The sequence below is a fragment of the Citrobacter sp. KTE151 genome (assembly GCF_000398845.1).
In the GTDB taxonomy this organism is placed as follows: domain Bacteria; phylum Pseudomonadota; class Gammaproteobacteria; order Enterobacterales; family Enterobacteriaceae; genus Citrobacter; species Citrobacter braakii.
Window position 1 is genome coordinate 1,044,807 of record NZ_KB976064.1, and the last position, 15,747, is coordinate 1,060,553.

At 54.1% G+C, this 15,747-nt stretch carries 17 protein-coding genes; 5 read left to right on the top strand and 12 right to left on the bottom strand.

Going from position 1 to position 15,747, the window contains the following annotated elements; translation table 11 throughout:
- Position 1 precedes the first annotated feature (1 nt).
- The 8 genes from cvpA to pdxB all read right to left on the bottom strand — a co-directional run bounded on the left by cvpA (position 2) and on the right by pdxB (position 7,602).
- A complete protein-coding gene (cvpA, locus tag WC7_RS0124585; RefSeq protein ID WP_005129678.1) occupies positions 2-490 on the bottom strand; it encodes a colicin V production protein in 489 nt (162 codons plus the stop codon).
- A 221-nt stretch (positions 491-711) separates the two neighbouring features.
- Entirely contained in the window at positions 712-1,374 is a 663-nt protein-coding gene (gene dedD / locus WC7_RS09760) for a cell division protein DedD (RefSeq protein ID WP_016153857.1), read from the bottom strand.
- Positions 1,364-2,632: a bifunctional tetrahydrofolate synthase/dihydrofolate synthase gene (folC, locus tag WC7_RS09755; protein ID WP_032947118.1), complete on the bottom strand. Its 1,269-nt coding sequence runs from the start codon at positions 2,630-2,632 to the stop codon at positions 1,364-1,366. Before folC ends, dedD begins: the two co-directional genes overlap by 11 nt.
- A 192-nt stretch (positions 2,633-2,824) precedes the next feature.
- Complete coding sequence (gene accD / locus WC7_RS09750) at positions 2,825-3,739, bottom strand: acetyl-CoA carboxylase, carboxyltransferase subunit beta (protein WP_016153859.1); 915 nt, start codon at positions 3,737-3,739, stop codon at positions 2,825-2,827.
- Positions 3,740-3,888: 149 nt separating this feature from the next.
- Positions 3,889-4,548: a DedA family protein gene (locus tag WC7_RS09745; RefSeq protein ID WP_016153860.1), complete on the bottom strand. Its 660-nt coding sequence runs from the start codon at positions 4,546-4,548 to the stop codon at positions 3,889-3,891.
- A 24-nt stretch (positions 4,549-4,572) separates the two neighbouring features.
- Positions 4,573-5,385, bottom strand: coding sequence for a tRNA pseudouridine(38-40) synthase TruA (truA, locus tag WC7_RS09740; RefSeq protein WP_016153861.1), 813 nt, complete (start codon positions 5,383-5,385; stop codon positions 4,573-4,575).
- A complete protein-coding gene (locus tag WC7_RS09735) occupies positions 5,385-6,398 on the bottom strand; it encodes an aspartate-semialdehyde dehydrogenase (protein ID WP_016153862.1) in 1,014 nt (337 codons plus the stop codon). Before WC7_RS09735 ends, truA begins: the two co-directional genes overlap by 1 nt.
- 67 nt (positions 6,399-6,465) lie before the next feature.
- Positions 6,466-7,602: a 4-phosphoerythronate dehydrogenase PdxB gene (pdxB, locus tag WC7_RS09730; protein WP_016153863.1), complete on the bottom strand. Its 1,137-nt coding sequence runs from the start codon at positions 7,600-7,602 to the stop codon at positions 6,466-6,468.
- A 108-nt stretch (positions 7,603-7,710) separates the two neighbouring features.
- Here pdxB and flk point away from each other — a divergent pair, with 108 nt between their 5' ends.
- On the top strand, positions 7,711-8,712 hold the full coding sequence (flk, locus tag WC7_RS09725) for a flagella biosynthesis regulator Flk (protein WP_016153864.1): 1,002 nt from the start codon (positions 7,711-7,713) through the stop codon (positions 8,710-8,712).
- On the opposite strand, the gene WC7_RS09720 is transcribed toward flk, so the two are convergent.
- Together WC7_RS09720 and WC7_RS09715 are read right to left on the bottom strand one after the other, a co-directional pair.
- Positions 8,709-9,887 (bottom strand): MFS transporter, encoded by a 1,179-nt coding sequence (locus tag WC7_RS09720; protein WP_016153865.1) that lies wholly within the window; start codon positions 9,885-9,887, stop codon positions 8,709-8,711. The genes flk and WC7_RS09720 overlap by 4 nt on opposite strands.
- Before the next feature lie 179 nt (positions 9,888-10,066).
- A complete protein-coding gene (locus WC7_RS09715) occupies positions 10,067-10,444 on the bottom strand; it encodes a hypothetical protein (RefSeq protein ID WP_016153866.1) in 378 nt (125 codons plus the stop codon).
- Positions 10,445-10,617: 173 nt separating this feature from the next.
- Between WC7_RS09715 and WC7_RS09710 the strand changes: the two genes are divergently transcribed.
- The 3 genes from WC7_RS09710 (at position 10,618) to WC7_RS09700 (ending at position 11,917) form a co-directional block, all read left to right on the top strand.
- Positions 10,618-10,869 carry a helix-turn-helix domain-containing protein gene (locus tag WC7_RS09710; RefSeq protein WP_016153867.1) on the top strand — a complete coding sequence of 84 codons (252 nt, stop codon included), beginning with the start codon at positions 10,618-10,620 and terminating at the stop codon, positions 10,867-10,869.
- A 155-nt stretch (positions 10,870-11,024) separates the two neighbouring features.
- Positions 11,025-11,393: an NlpC/P60 family protein gene (locus WC7_RS09705; RefSeq protein WP_016153868.1), complete on the top strand. Its 369-nt coding sequence runs from the start codon at positions 11,025-11,027 to the stop codon at positions 11,391-11,393.
- Complete coding sequence (locus tag WC7_RS09700; protein WP_016153869.1) at positions 11,393-11,917, top strand: YqhG/Tai3 family protein; 525 nt, start codon at positions 11,393-11,395, stop codon at positions 11,915-11,917. Before WC7_RS09705 ends, WC7_RS09700 begins: the two co-directional genes overlap by 1 nt.
- A 53-nt stretch (positions 11,918-11,970) precedes the next feature.
- Here the strand turns inward: WC7_RS09700 and fabB are convergent, their stop codons facing one another.
- On the bottom strand, positions 11,971-13,191 hold the full coding sequence (gene fabB / locus WC7_RS09695; protein WP_016153870.1) for a beta-ketoacyl-ACP synthase I: 1,221 nt from the start codon (positions 13,189-13,191) through the stop codon (positions 11,971-11,973).
- A 159-nt stretch (positions 13,192-13,350) separates the two neighbouring features.
- On the opposite strand from fabB, the gene mnmC reads away from it, so the two are divergent.
- Complete coding sequence (mnmC, locus tag WC7_RS09690) at positions 13,351-15,351, top strand: bifunctional tRNA (5-methylaminomethyl-2-thiouridine)(34)-methyltransferase MnmC2/FAD-dependent 5-carboxymethylaminomethyl-2-thiouridine(34) oxidoreductase MnmC1 (RefSeq protein WP_016153871.1); 2,001 nt, start codon at positions 13,351-13,353, stop codon at positions 15,349-15,351.
- 103 nt (positions 15,352-15,454) lie between these two features.
- Here the strand turns inward: mnmC and WC7_RS09685 are convergent, their stop codons facing one another.
- Positions 15,455-15,733 carry a YfcL family protein gene (locus tag WC7_RS09685; protein WP_016153872.1) on the bottom strand — a complete coding sequence of 93 codons (279 nt, stop codon included), beginning with the start codon at positions 15,731-15,733 and terminating at the stop codon, positions 15,455-15,457.
- Positions 15,734-15,747 lie beyond the last annotated feature (14 nt).

Below are 15,747 nucleotides of genomic sequence, written 5' to 3' on the forward strand. Positions count from 1 at the left end.
TTTATACTTTGGGCAAGAAACTTGACGAGCTTTGCAGATAGTCAAAGAACCATCTGATGATGAAACTGAACTGCGGGATCAGCTGCGACTTGCTCCAGTCTTCACTTTTCGACAGACCTGTAAAGGTATCGAGAAAGAACAGTATGGCGGCGACGATCAGCGCTCCTCGCAGAGCACCAAAGCAGATCCCCAACACCCTGTCGGTACCCGACAGGCCTGTTTTCTCTACCAGTTGGCCTATCACAAAGTTAACGATAGCGCCGACGATAAGTGTCGCGATAAACAGTATCGCGATAGCAATCCCATTTCGAACGAGTTCGTCTTCAAAGCCCGTAAACCAGACAGACAGGTAAGTGTAGTAATGGCTGGCGACAAAGAAAGCACAACCCCAAGTCACCAACGATAATGCTTCACGAACAAAGCCACGGATCAGGCTAACCAGACAGGAAAAACCAATCACCGCGATAATGGCGTAATCAATCCAGACCATAAGTGTCCCACGATTTAACGCCCTGTCGTCCTGTTCGGGGCGCATTCTAACAGAAAAAGAAAACGTTTGCGTAGGGATTTCCTTTCCACGCGTAAATAAAAATGGCGCTGAAAAAATCTTCAACGCCATACCGTTTTATGCCTCTTCGGGCACTGCCGGATAGCGGTAAAAACACCCTATCCGGCCTGAATTAAGAGCAGCGCCGTGAACAGCGCAATCCCTTAATTAGGGGTGTACCCCATCACTACGCCACTCAGACCGGAGATCTTCTGCAGCTCGCCCAGCGAGTTCTTCAGCTTATCTTTGGAGGCGTCAGGTCCTACGAGAATACGGGTTATTTTACCCTGCACCGGCGTTGACGGGGAAGTATATACCCGGAAGCCCGCGCCACGAAGTTTACCCACGATCTCATTGACCTTATCCGCATTTTTCAGCGCACCGAGCTGTACAACGTAGGCTTTGCCGGTCGGAGCTGGCGGTTCCACAGCGGCCGGTTTCGGCGCTGGAGCCGGTGCTGGCGTCGGAGCGACGGCAACCGGCTGCGGCTTCGGTTTGGGTTTCGGCTGTTCTACAGGCGCGGGGACAGGATCTAACTCCGCGCTGTTTGCCGTCGTCAAACGTGACGGATCCAACGATGGCGCGGCAGCATCACCCGCGCGCACCTCTTCTGCCGCCCCTTCCGGCGGCTGCGTCGGCAGCGCCTGCGTTGCTGCAGGCATCATGTCTGGTTCATCGCGATCGCCGGGTTTCGGCACCAGCGGGATCGCCGCAAACTCATCCTGATAATGCTTTTTCTGCCCGTCAAGCAGCCCGGGGAGCACAATCACCCCCAGCGCGACCAGCACAATTGTGCCGACTAATCGATTCTGAAACTTACTCGCCACCGCTTCTCCCCACGTCTATCACTTCCATGACATGTGCGACAGTGTGAAACGATCCACACACCAACACGGTATCTTCTGGCTTCGCCTCAGCTAGCGCCGCAGACCATGCCTGCGCCACGCTGTCATAGGCGTAGCCTTTGCCCAGATGCTCCAGCAGTTGTTCTGCAGTAGCACCACGCGGCCCTTCCAGGGGCGCACAGTACCAGGCGTCAACCACGCTTTTTAACCAGGCTAACGTACCGGCAATATCTTTATCATGTAGCATACCGATAACCGCAAGTACACGCCCGCTTTTCACTAATTTTTTCAGACGGCCGGTCAGATACTCCGCCGCATGCGGGTTATGGGCAACATCAAAAATCACCCGCGGCGACTCGCTCACAATCTGGAAGCGCCCCGGTAAAATCGCCTGTTCAATACCGTCACGAATGGCCTGCTCGCTGACGTTAAGCCCGCTTGCGCGCAGTGCTGCCAGTGCGGTCGCGGCGTTAGGTTGTGGGACCTGCGGCAACGGCAGGTGCGCCAACGTGCCGTGACTATCCGTAAAGGACCAGTCGTTCTCCGTGACCGCATAGCGCCAGTCCACGCCGCAGCGTTGCAAAATCGCCCCGCTCTCTTGCGCAACATCGGCAATGGTGTAAGGCATTTCCGGCTCGCCAACGATAGCCGGTTTCTCTGCACGGAAAATTCCTGCCTTCTCACGACCAATGCTTTCGCGATCCGGGCCCAGCCAGTCAGTATGGTCAAGCGCAATGCTGGTGACCACCGCAACATCGGCATCCACGATATTGGTCGCGTCAAGGCGACCGCCTAACCCAACTTCCAGAATGACGACATCCAGTTGGGCCTGTTTAAACAGCCAGAGCGCCGATAACGTGCCGTATTCAAAGTAAGTCAGGGAAATGTCGCCACGCGCGTCTTCAATCTCAGCAAACGAGGCGGTATGCGCTGATTCCGGCAGTTCACGCCCCTGCACGCGTACGCGTTCCGTGTAGCGTACCAGATGCGGCGAACTGTAAACGCCAACTTTATAACCTGCTGCGGTCAGCACAGATTCCAGCGTACGGCAGGTTGTGCCTTTCCCGTTGGTTCCCGCCACCGTAAAAACAAATGGCGCGGGTTTCAACACACCCAGTTTGCGCGCCACCTGACTTACGCGTTCCAGGCCGAGATCGATGGTTTTACTGTGCAGGTTTTCCAGATAAGAAAGCCACGATGCCAGGGGCGACGCGGCTTGAGGAATACGTTTATTGTCCATGATGGCTGTAGATTCTTTACGTTGAGAAAAGCAAAAGGGCAGCACCAACCGGCCTGCCCTTTTTTACACGTTGTTTTTCACGTTGCAGATGCGTTGGCTGTGCTCGCTCACCCGAATCACTTACCTGTGTAAGCTCATCGGGATCTACCCTCTTATCGCCTGCCTGCAACCCGAAACCCATAGAGTAAACTATCAGGCCTCTGATTCCTGATCGGGAACCGGAGGTACCACCTCGCCTTCACGCGGCTCATCCGGATTCGGCGTAGGAAGATTCATCAGCTTCGCCAGAATGCTTGCCAGTTTCAGGCGCATTTCAGGACGGCGGACGATCATATCGATAGCGCCTTTTTCAATCAGGAACTCGCTACGCTGGAATCCCGGCGGCAGTTTCTCACGTACGGTTTGCTCGATAACACGCGGACCAGCAAAGCCGATCAGTGCTTTCGGTTCTGCAATGTTGAGATCGCCCAGCATCGCGAAGCTAGCAGAAACACCGCCCATTGTTGGATCGGTCAGTACAGAAATATACGGTAAACCGCGTTCCTGCATTTTCGCCAGCGCAGCAGAGGTTTTCGCCATCTGCATCAGAGACATCAGCGCTTCCTGCATACGCGCCCCGCCAGAAGCGGAGAAGCAGATCAGCGGACAGTTATCTTCCAGCGCCTGCTCAACGGCACGGACAAAACGCGCGCCGACCACAGAGCCCATGGAGCCGCCCATAAACGCGAACTCGAATGCAGCAGCAACGACCGGCATACCGTGCAGCGTGCCTTTCATTACCACCAGCGCATCTTTCTCGCCAGTTTCTTTCTGCGCAGAAGCCAGTCTGTCTTTGTACTTTTTGGAGTCACGAAACTTCAGCACATCTTTCGGCTCAAGCTCGCTACCCAGTTCCACAAGAGAACCTTCATCTAACAGGCTATGCAGGCGATTGCGCGCCGACATGCGCATATGATGGTCACACTTCGGACAGACCTCAAGATTACGTTCCAGCTCAGCACGGTATAAAACCTGACCGCAGCTATCACACTTGGTCCACACCCCTTCAGGAATGCTTGCCTTGCGGGTGGGAGTAATGTTGCTTTTAATTCGTTCAATCCAGCTCATTGGTGACCTTTCTGCCTGAACCCTAGTCAGCTTTGTTATAAGGGGCGCATAATGCCATTTTTGCCCCTAACAGACCATGAATGTTGCACATTAAAACATAACAGCCCGAAACTTTGGATAAAAAAGTGGTCGAACCGCTGAGTTACTTTCTATTTTGCAGCCCGTGACGCAGCGCGTTTATGGCGAATCACTTCAATTATGCCCGGCAATACGGAAAGGACGATGATCGCCACAATCAGTAATTTCAGGTTTTCCTGAACGATCGGCAGATCGCCGAACAGATAGCCTGCATAGGTGAACAGCAATACCCACAGCAGCGCGCCTGCGACGTTATACATCGCAAAATGACGGTAGGACATGTGCCCCATACCGGCAACAAACGGTGCAAATGTACGCACAATAGGTACGAAACGCGCGAGGATAATCGTTTTGCCGCCATGACGCTCGTAGAACGCATGGGTTTTATCCAGGTAACTGCGACGGAAAATTTTAGAGTTCGGGTTACTGAAGAGTTTTTCACCGAACAAACGGCCAATCGTGTAGTTCACCGCATCGCCGATAATTGCCGCCACAATCATCAACATCACCATCAGATGAACATTGAGATCGTTAGTTGGCAGCGCAGAAAGCGCGCCAGCGACAAACAGCAGCGAGTCTCCCGGCAGGAACGGCGTCACCACCAGCCCGGTTTCGCAGAACAGGATCAGAAACAGAATCGCGTATACCCAGATACCGTATTCCGCAACCAGCTCCGCCAGATGCACATCAATGTGCAGGATAAAATCGATAAGAAAGTAAATCAGGTCCATAGTTTTGCCTTTATACGACTCAAATTAGTCCGCCAGAAATAGCGGGCCCATAGGCGGTTTTGGCAGGTCGAACCGTTCCGGGTAATCTACTGCAACCAGATACAGTCCTTCCGCTTTCGCCGTTGCCGCTGCCAGCGTTCTGTCCTTCGCCGCTAGCAGTTCTGCTATCCAGCTCTCCGGCTGGTTGTTGGCGCCTACTTCCATCAGGCTGCCGACAATATTCCTGACCATATGATGTACAAAGGCATTCGCTTTAATATCCACCACCACATATGCACCAAAACGTTCAACGTTAATGTGCATCACGTTACGCCACGGTGTGCACGACTGACACTGCACCGCCCGAAACGAGGTAAAATCATTTTCGCCAATCAAACACTGGGCCGCACGATGCATACGCTCAGCGTCCAGCGGTTCATAGTAATGGGTTACCCCTTTACCTAAAACCGCAGGGCGCAACCGATGATTGTAGATGATGTAGCGATAACGGCGAGCCGTAGCGCTAAATCGGGCATGGAAATCATCGGGTACAGCTTTCACCCAGCGCACAGCGATGTCACCAGGTAAATTCGCATTTACCCCCAGTGTCCAGGCTGCATCTTTACGCTGGGCAGTCGTTTCAAAGTGCACGACCTGCCCTGTGCCATGAACGCCCGCATCCGTGCGTCCCGCACAAAAGACAGTGATGCGTTCATTCGCCACCTGAGAGAGCGCTTTTTCCAGTTTTTCCTGAACGCTACGCACTTCGTTCTGGCGCTGCCAGCCATAATATTTGCTGCCGTCATACTCAATGCCCAGCGCAATTTTATGGGTTGACGGCTGTTGCAGGTCAGACATTAGTACAGGTACTCCTGCACCAGTTTTTCCGCAATTTTTACCGCCATCAACGCGCCGCCAAAGCGTACGTTGTCTGCCACAGACCAGAACTGAACCTGTTCCGGCATCCCGTAATCGTTATGCACACAGCCAACTGAAAGGTGCGGAGTACCTGACGCATCGCCAACCTGCGTCGGGATATAGGTCTCTTCTGACAACACTACGTCCTCACCGCGTGAAAACGCATCGCGTGCTTCTTCCGCCGCCAACGGACGCAGAGCTTCAAAATTCACCATCTGTGCGTGGCCATAAAATACCGGCGACTGCACGATGCTGGCGGAGATAAGCAGCCCGTCGTCCTGCATAATTTTGCGCACTTCATCGACGATACGGCGCTCTTCGCGCACGCTACCTTCGCGATCCGGCAGCAGCGGCAGCATGTTGAACGCCAGCTGACGGCCAAAGAAATCGTCATCGTCAATCGGGATGCCGTTCAGTAGTTTCGCGCTCTGTCCGGCAAGCGCATCTACGGCTTTTTTACCGTGAGCGGAAGCGGAAATAATATTGGTCACCGTAATACGTGACAGCCCGCCGTCATCAATTAGCGGCTTCAGCGCAGACAGCAGTTGGCTGGTCAGGCTGGAAGGGACCGCAATCACATTACGGTTGCGGTAATCCGCCAGTACGAGCGGGTTAACGTCCGGAACCACCAGCGGAACGTCCGGCTCAAGCGCGAACAGGCCACTGCTGTCGATAACCAGGCAACCGGCATTGGTCGCTTCTTCCACCCATGCGGCGGTGGCTTCAGCGCCCGCAACAAAAAATGCCAGTTGCGCCTGCGTCCAGTCAAAGTCTACAACGTCCTGAACAAGGACCGATTTACCGTTAAAACGCAGATGCTCACCCGCGCTTTCATTACGCGCCAGCGCATAAATTTCACCGACCGGGAACTGGCGTTCAGCCAGCGTATCGAGCAGGGCTTCGCCTACGGCGCCCGTTGCGCCCAGAATGGCAATATTCCAGCCTTCAGACATGGTGATTTACTCCAGAAATACGTAAGCGTCCCTGTCGCATTATTCGACAGGGAGCATTAAGAAGACATTAATGTGCCGGGTGATAAACAGCGTTAAAACCCAGCTTACACAGCAAGGCAGCAGCCGTTGCGTCGTCACACATCACGTATAAAGACGACCATTCACGGCGCTCAAGATAATTTTTACGCAGCTTATCAAACTCACCCGGAATTCCAGCGACTTTACGCAGCGGCGCATCATCGCGGCGCACATCATACACTAAATGCACCAGCCTTTTCAGCGTTGGCTGATCTAACGGGCCATGCAGTGTGATACGACCAAATTCCGGCGCAGGTAACAGGGTATTGAGCGCAACGTGTTGTTCGCGACCAATAAACTTGCTAAAGGCCTCAAAGACCTGCGTGGTGCCGCGCGCTTTTCCTTCCAGGGTATACCCGGCAATGTGCGCCGTGCCGATATCGGCTTTCTCCAGCAATGCCACATTGAGATCCGGCTCCCCTTCCCAGACATCCAGCACGACGCTCAGCGACTGCCCGGCATTCAATCGGTTCAGCAATGCCGTATTGTCGATGACCGGCCCGCGGCAGGCGTTGATCACAATGGTGCCCGGCTTCAGCCGGCTAATCAGCGCATCATCTGCCAGGTGCAGCGTTTTGTACGGTCCGTCTTTAAACAGCGGCGTATGGAAAGTCAACACATCGGCTTGCTCTACCAGTTCGTCGAGCGAGCGGAAATCTCCCTCGTCACCGCGATCGGCTCGCGGCGGATCGCACAGCAGCGTGCGGATCCCCAGTGCTTCCAGACGTGCCTGCAAACGTCCGCCCACATTGCCCACGCCTACGATGCCTACGGTACGATCGCGTAACGCAAACCCGTCGCGCTCCGCCAGCATCAGCAACGCTGAAAAAACATATTCTACGACCGCAATCGCGTTACAGCCGGGCGCTGCGGAAAAGCCGATCTTCGACTGCGCAAGCCATGCTTCATCCACATGGTCCGTGCCTGCGGTTGCCGTGCCGACAAATTGAACCGGTTTTCCGCTAAGCAGTGATTCATTTACTTTCGTCACCGAGCGCACCATTAAGGCATCCGCATCATCCAGTTCGGCAACGGGAATCGGGCGACCGGGAACCGCTTTGACCTCCCCCAAACGACTGAACAGTTCGCGGGCATAGGGCATATTTTCATCAACGAGGATTTTCACGTCTTTCGCACCTGTTTGAGAACGAGAGTTAACCGGGCAAGTGTGCCATAATCTCGCCGCCAGGCATACTGCGAGACCTGGTCAGCACAGATTTAAGGAACAGAGATGATGCAGCCCATTTCAGGTACACCCGCACGCCCTCCCGGCGAAGGCCAAAATGCCCCTTCTGCTGCGGGTGAACAACCGTTATCCACACAACAACGTACTGTGCTGGAACGACTGATTACCCGTCTGATTTCACTCACCCAACAGCAAAGCGCCGAGGTGTGGGCCGGAATGAAGCACGATCTGGGCGTCAAAAGTGATACGCCGCTGCAATCACGTCACTTTCCTGCCGCGGAGCAAAACCTGAATCAGCGGCTGGGTGTTGCTCAGCAAAATCATGCTAATCGTCAGGTTCTCTCACAACTCACTGAATTACTGAGTCAGGGAAATAACCGCCAGGCGGTAAGTGATTTTATCCGTCAGCAGTATGGGCAAACGGCGCTCAGCCAGCTCACGCCTGAGCAGTTGAAGAACGTGCTCACGCTGCTGCAACAAGGGCAGCTTTCTATACCGCAACCGCAACAGCGCCCGGCCACCGATCGTCCGTTATTACCCGCAGAGCACAATACGCTGAACCAGTTGGTTACCAAACTGGCGGCGGCTACGGGAGAGTCAGGTAAGATGATCTGGCAGTCAATGTTAGAGCTGTCTGGCGTAAAAAGCGGTGAGCTGATCCCCGCCAAACAGTTTACTCATCTGGTCACCTGGCTGCAGGCGCGCCAGACGCTCAGCCTGCAAAGCGCCCCGACGCTACAAACGCTCCAGGCAGCCCTGAAGCTGCCATTAGAGCCGAATGAGCTGACGGCAATAAAAGAGTACGCGCAGCAGACGTATCAGATCCAACCACAAACGATTCTGACCACGGTGCAGGTGCAGGACTTGCTGAATCAAATCTTCCTGCGCCGCGTAGAACGGGAACGCGAGCTAAACGATCCGCGCCATCTTCAGCCTATTTACAGCCCGTTCGCGCCGATGATTGAAACGGTAAAATCTCTGTCGGCACGACCGGGACTGCTGTTTGTCGCGTTAATGATCGCATTAGCCATTTTCTGGCTGGTCGCTTAACCTTTGCGCAGCGTAAGCAGCGTCACGACAATCCCCACCACGGCGGATATCGCTCCGGCAAGGAATACCGAGGGATAACCGTACGCGGTGGCCAGCACCCCGGCGACCGGGCCGCTTATGCCGTAGGAGATATCCTGAAACGCGGCGTAACCGCCCAGCGCCGTACCGCGAACCTGCGCGGGCACTCGCTTCACAACCTCTACGCCCAATGCCGGGAAGATAAGCGAACACCCTGCCCCGGTTAGTGCCGCACCGAGCAGCGCAATCCATGCTGATGGGGCCTGCCACAGCAGAATCAGCCCCGCGGTTTCAACCAGTAAGGAGACAACGGCTACCTTCACGCCTCCGAACCGATCCGGCATCCAGCCAAACAGAATGCGCATCAGCACAAACGCCCCGCCAAACGCGGTCAGGGTGAACCCCGCCATCGTCCAGCCGTTGCTGACAAAATAGAGTGAAATAAACGTACCGATCACCGCAAAGCCAACGCCCTGCAGCGCCAGGCCCAGGCCCGGTTTCCAGATAAGCCCTACCACGCTCCATAACGAAGGGCGTTCTCCTGCATGAGCAGGCACTTTGCGAACGGTGCCGTTGAATGCCCATGCCAGCAGCGGTAATACCATTGTCGTTCCCGCCAGCGCCGCAAAGCCAAAGTGGCTATGGATCAGCAAGCCCAGCGGTGCACCGGCGGCCAGCGCACCGTAAATCGCCATCCCGTTCCACGACATCACCTTACCCGAGCGTGTTGGACCGACCAGCCCAAGCCCCCAGGTCAGCGTTCCGGTGAGCAGTTGGCTTTCGCCAAAACCGAGGATCAAACGCCCGACGATTAACAATGCAAATTTTACAGGGACAGAGACAGGCAATAGCGCGGCTAACAGCCACGCCGCGCCCGCCAACCCACAGGCAAACATCCCCTGTAGCGCCGAACGTTTGGCGCCATATTGATCGGCTAAGCGCCCGGCGTAGCCGCGCGTTAATACCGTTGCCAGAAACTGTACGCCTACGGCGATACCAACCATGGTGTTGCCATAGCCCAGCTCCTGATGCACAAACAGAGGAATAACGGGCAAAGGTAGGCCGACCGTCATATAGGTCAGGAAAACTGCAAAAGCGATACGAAACAGCGAAAAGTTCGCCGAAGGTGTTTTTTCTTGTTGGGTTACAGCTGTCATGCGTTACTCCAAAATGCAGAGTAAGGCGAGGAATGTCCACGCCCCCTCTACCTGACTTTCAGGATTAAGGTGCGTTGGATAACGTTAAACGCTTACGCATTATCAGATAGATAATGTTGAGTGCGAAGTCTGCCTGTGAGCCACTAAATTTGTCAACCCTGAAATCTCGCCAGGTTGGTTCACGGTAAAGACGACTTTTCGTCGAATAAAAAAGGAAATACCGCATCAATTCCTTTTGTGCCAAACAGTCCGGTCACCTGCTTGCGCTGCCCTGGCGTCAGCAGTCTGAACATCATATCCCAGATCTCTTTCGGTTCCGCTTCCTGTACGGAACGGCTCTCTAAGGCCAACACCTTTTCAGTTTCTTTCAGGTAAGGACGGACATACAAAGGGAAAATGGAGATATGAAACTCATCAGCTTTTGATTTAACACGTTTGCGCTTCACGCCCTCTTTGCCTTCACTGTACATGTTTAAACGGGAACGAACCGCAGGCGCGCTTCCTGGAAACCCCGGCAATTCAAGACATTCCTTTACCGTGAACCACTCTTTTGCCATTAGTTTCTTTCCTTTCTGCCTGTGGAATAAAAAATATTTTTTCTTTTGCGCGAAATTTCAGTTTTATTCTGGCAATATTCCAGTGACCCAAAAGAAAGTTACATTCTTTTGTTTCTCTGGTTTATACCCTGAAAAATATCGGCGCCGATAACACATTTCCTTAGGATTACAGAATGGAACACAAAAGCCAAGACTGGCATCGTGCAGATATTAAAAGTGCACTGGAAAAAAAAGGAATCACGCTCAGAGATCTTTCTCGTGCGGCTGGATTATCGCCCGATTCACTGCGCAATGTATTTACCCGAAGCTGGCCCAGAGCGGAGCAGATCATTGCGCAGGCGCTCGAAACCTCGCCAGACGTGATTTGGCCGTCACGCTATCCACGCCAGCAGCCAGAGGATAAAACAAGTAATACTGAATATTAAATAGATCACTCGTAATTTATCGAGCATATAAATTAATAAATATCCCAGCTTAATATATTGAGAATATTAATAGCACTATTTGCCATTTCCAATTGCGTAAATACTGTTAAAGCATCACGTAATTGCTATTACGTATGTTATTAACAGGAGTCGTTATGAGTTGGGATAAAAAGGTGGCGGTCAATTACGCCAAATCGCACGCGAGTTCACATTCACAAGGGCGCTGCGCGGAATATACCCGCAAAGCTGTTCAGGCAGGCGGCGTTACTCTTGGGCGCACTTACCATGCCAAAGATTATGGTCCGATGCTGAAAAATGCCGGTTTCAGCGCCATTGGCGCGCTTGAAGAGCCGCGCGAAGGGGATGTCATCATCATTCAACCTTATGCTAATGGAAACCCGAGCGGTCACATGGCGATATATGACGGTCATGACTGGTATTCCGACTTCAAACAGCGAGACATGTGGGCCGGTCCGGGTTATCGGACCGCAAAGCCGTCATACACCATTTACAGGAAGAAGTAATGAAAACCCTTCCACTGATTGTTCTCATCCTGCTGATTTGTGGCTGTACCCCTTCTCACCGTGACAGCACGCAGGATGTGAAACAGTTCTATCTTTCGTGGATGAAGAACTACACACAGGATCCGGATGCGCCCGACGAAACATCAGCATTACTGCAACGCTATGTCGCCAAAGAGGTTATCGGTCGTCTGGCGCTGATTGATACGCTTTATGAGCAGGAGATCGTGCAAGCGGACTACTTTATGTATGTGCAGGATTACGCACCGGCATGGATCCCGCTGTTGCGGGTTGGACAGGCGCAGCCATTCCTCGGCGGTGAAAAACTGAACCTGCAGTTGGGCACTGAGTCAGCCCCTATTCAACTGGAGGTCTATACCCGTTGGGAGGAAGGACGGTGGAAAATTTATCGTGTCCGGGACGCGGGTCGTCATTACGAGCAGCCCATTTACAATGCCGGAGAGATTACGCGAGCCAGAGCATGGTCCGCTGAGATCGCGCCGGAATACGAAAAAATGCCGAAGTAAACACAGTAAAAAGGGAGCCTGTTGGCTCCCTTTTTTCGTATTCAATCTGAGACTTACGCCTTCAACTTACGCATAACCAGCGTAGCGTTGGTGCCGCCAAAGCCGAAGCTGTTGGACATCACGGTGGTCAGCGTCTGCTCGGTCGGTTTGGTCACGATGTTCAGACCTGCCGCCTGCTCATCCAGCTCTTCAATGTTGATGCTTGGCGCGATAAAGCCATGTTCCAGCATCAGCAGAGAGTAGATAGCTTCCTGCACGCCAGCCGCGCCCAGTGAGTGACCGGTCATCGCTTTGGTTGCGGAGATTGCCGGGCTGTTGTTGCCAAACACTTCGCGGATTGCGCCGAGTTCTTTCACGTCGCCAACCGGAGTCGAGGTACCGTGAGAGTTCAGGTAGTCGATCGGCGTATCTACACCGTGCATCGCCATCTGCATGCAACGTACTGCGCCTTCGCCAGACGGAGCAACCATGTCTGCGCCATCGGACGTTGCGCCGTAACCGACGATTTCCGCATAGATGTGCGCGCCACGTGCCAGAGCGTGCTCCAGTTCTTCAACCACGACCATACCGCCGCCGCCAGCAATAACGAAACCGTCGCGGTTTGCGTCATAGGTACGGGAAGCTTTTGACGGATCGTCGTTGTATTTGGTAGACAGCGCGCCCATTGCATCGAATTCACACGCCATTTCCCAGCACAGCTCTTCGCCGCCGCCAGCAAAAACGATGTCCTGTTTGCCCAACTGAATTTGTTCTACCGCGTTACCGATGCAGTGCGCAGATGTCGCACAGGCAGAGCTGATGGAGTAGTTTACGCCGTGGATTTTGAACGGCGTTGCGAGGCAAGCAGAAACGCCGGACGCCATCGCTTTGGTGACCACATACGGGCCAACCGCTTTCAGACCACGTGGGCTACGCATTGCGTCAGCGCCGAACACCTGAAAACGTGGGGAGCCGCCGCCGGAACCTGCAATCAGGCCAACGCGCGGGTTGTTCTGGTAATCTTCTGCAGCAAGGCCGGCATCAGCCACTGCCTGCTCCATTGATAGGAATGCATAGATGGATGCGTCGCTCATGAAGCGCACTACTTTGCGGTCAATGAGGCCAGTGGTATCCAGTTTTACGTTGCCCCAAACGTGGCTACGCATGCCGGAGTCCTTCAGCTCCTGAGAGAAAGTGATCCCTGAACGTCCTTCACGCAGAGATGCCAGGACTTCCTGCTGGTTATTACCGATGCTGGAAACGATGCCCAAGCCAGTAATCACTGCACGTTTCATTCAATACCTCTGTAAGTCGCACTATTTTAAAGTTTCGAGTGGCACAATAGCGTACACTTGTACGCCGAACAAGTCCGATCAGCCATTTTATGTGGAAATTTGCGCAGCCAGGCACTCATCGCTAAGATCGGGGCACAGCCTGTCAGACGAGTAACTTACGTGAAACAATACGCTATACAACCTGCCAACCTTGAATTCAACGCTGAGGGTACACCTGTTTCCCGAGATTTTGACGATGTCTATTTTTCTAATGATAACGGGCTGGAAGAGACACGTTACGTCTTTCTCGGCGGTAACCATCTCGCACAACGATTCCCTGCGCATTCACGTCCTCTCTTCGTGGTGGCAGAAAGCGGGTTTGGCACCGGACTTAACTTCCTCACGCTCTGGCAGGCATTTGCCGATTTTCGCGATACCCACCCAGAAGCTACCCTGGAAAGATTACATTTCATCAGCTTTGAAAAATATCCGCTGACGCGTGAAGATCTCACCTTAGCCCACCAGCACTGGCCAGAACTTGCCCCGTGGGCCACGGCACTGCAAGAACAATGGCCGCTGCCGCTGGCGGGATGTCATCGCCTGCTGCTTGATGATGGGCGCGTCACGCTGGATCTGTGGTTTGGCGATATAAACGAACTGACCAGTACGCTGGATGACTCTCTGAATCAAAAGGTGGACGCTTGGTTCCTGGACGGTTTCGCACCGGCAAAAAACCCGGATATGTGGACGCCAACGCTGTTTAACGCGATGGCTCGACTGGCTCGTCCCGGCGGGACGCTGGCAACCTTTACATCGGCAGGCTTTGTACGTCGGGGGTTGCAGGAAGCCGGATTTACAATGCAAAAATGCAAAGGCTTTGGGCGCAAACGCGAAATGCTCTGTGGCGTGATGGAACAGACTCAGGCGCTCACGTCCTCGGCGCCATGGTTTGCGCGTACGGGAACAGATAAGCGCGAAGCCGCCATTATTGGTGGAGGAATTGCCAGCGCATTGCTGTCACTGGCGTTATTGCGCCGCGGCTGGCAGGTCACGCTGTATTGCGCCGACGATAAACCTGCCGGGGGCGCATCCGGTAATCGCCAGGGGGCGCTCTACCCCCTACTTAGCAAACATGACGCAGCCATTAATCTCTTTTTCCCCACTGCGTTTACCTTCGCCCGTCGACTGTATGACGCCCTCCCCGTTGAGTTCGCGCATGACTGGTGCGGCGTGACGCAACTCGCGTGGGATGAGAAAAGCCAGCAAAAAATCACCCAGATGCTGTCCCTTGAACTGCCCGCTGCGCTCGCCGTCGGGGTTGACGCACAACAGGTATTACAAACGACAGGGGTGGAAACCGGATGCGGCGGGATTCAGTATCCGGCCGGAGGATGGTTGTACCCGGCGCAGTTAACCGCCGCGGTACTGGAATATGCAACAACCCTGGGATTACGCACCCGCTACCAACATACGCTGGCCTCACTGACTCGCCAGACAGCAAGCTGGCAATTGCAGTTTTCCAGTGGAGAAACCGCCTCTCACGCAGCAGTCGTTCTGGCTAACGGCCATCTCATTAGCCGCTTTGAGCAAACGCAGCCGCTACCGGTGTACTCCGTGGGCGGTCAGGTGAGTCATATTCCCACCACACCTGCACTTTCAGCGTTACGTCAGGTGCTGTGCTATGACGGCTACCTCACGCCGCACAACCCGCAAAATCAGCAGCACTGCATTGGCGCCAGCTATCATCGTGGGAGTGAAGAGACAGCGTATCGCGAGGACGATCAGCAACAAAACCGTCAACGCTTAATCGACTGCTTCCCGAACGCTGTGTGGGCAAAAGAGGTAGACGTTAGTGACAATGCCGCCCGCTGTGGGGTGCGCTGCGCCACGCGCGATCACATGCCAATGGTCGGCAACGTCGCGGACTATGACGCCACGCTCAGCCAGTACACCACACTTGCTGCAGACAAAGAGCACGCCGTAAGCGCGCCGGTTTATTCCGATTTATTTATGCTGGGTGCGCTGGGATCGCGCGGGCTGTGTACTGCCCCGCTGTGTGCAGAAATTCTGGCTTCGCAAATGAGCAATGAACCGATTCCCATGGATGCCAGCACGCTGGCGGCGCTAAATCCAAATCGTCTGTGGGTCAGGAAGTTATTGAAGGGTAAAGCGGTGAAATAAAAGGATGGCCTGATGACGCTACGCTTATCAGGCCTACAAACACCCCAACAAGGTAGGCCGGATAAGACACCAGAGCGTCGCCATCCGGCACAATTTACCGCAATTATTGTGCAGTAGCCTTCTGGAACAGAGTGTCCCACATTTCTTTCACTAACGCCTGGTCACGCGGCGATAGTTCGCCTGCGCTGATGGCTTTTTCCAGGCTGCTGGTCACATTGGCGTACAATGCCTCAGCGGAATGGTCCTCGCCAGCGTCCAGTTCGGCCACGGACAGCGTCAGGTGTCCACGCAAATAGCCACTGGCAAACAACTCATCATCGCTGGCGTGCTCTACCATATCGTCGATTAATGCCAGAATGCGTGATTCAAACTCCGCGATCATCTTCTTTCCTCATT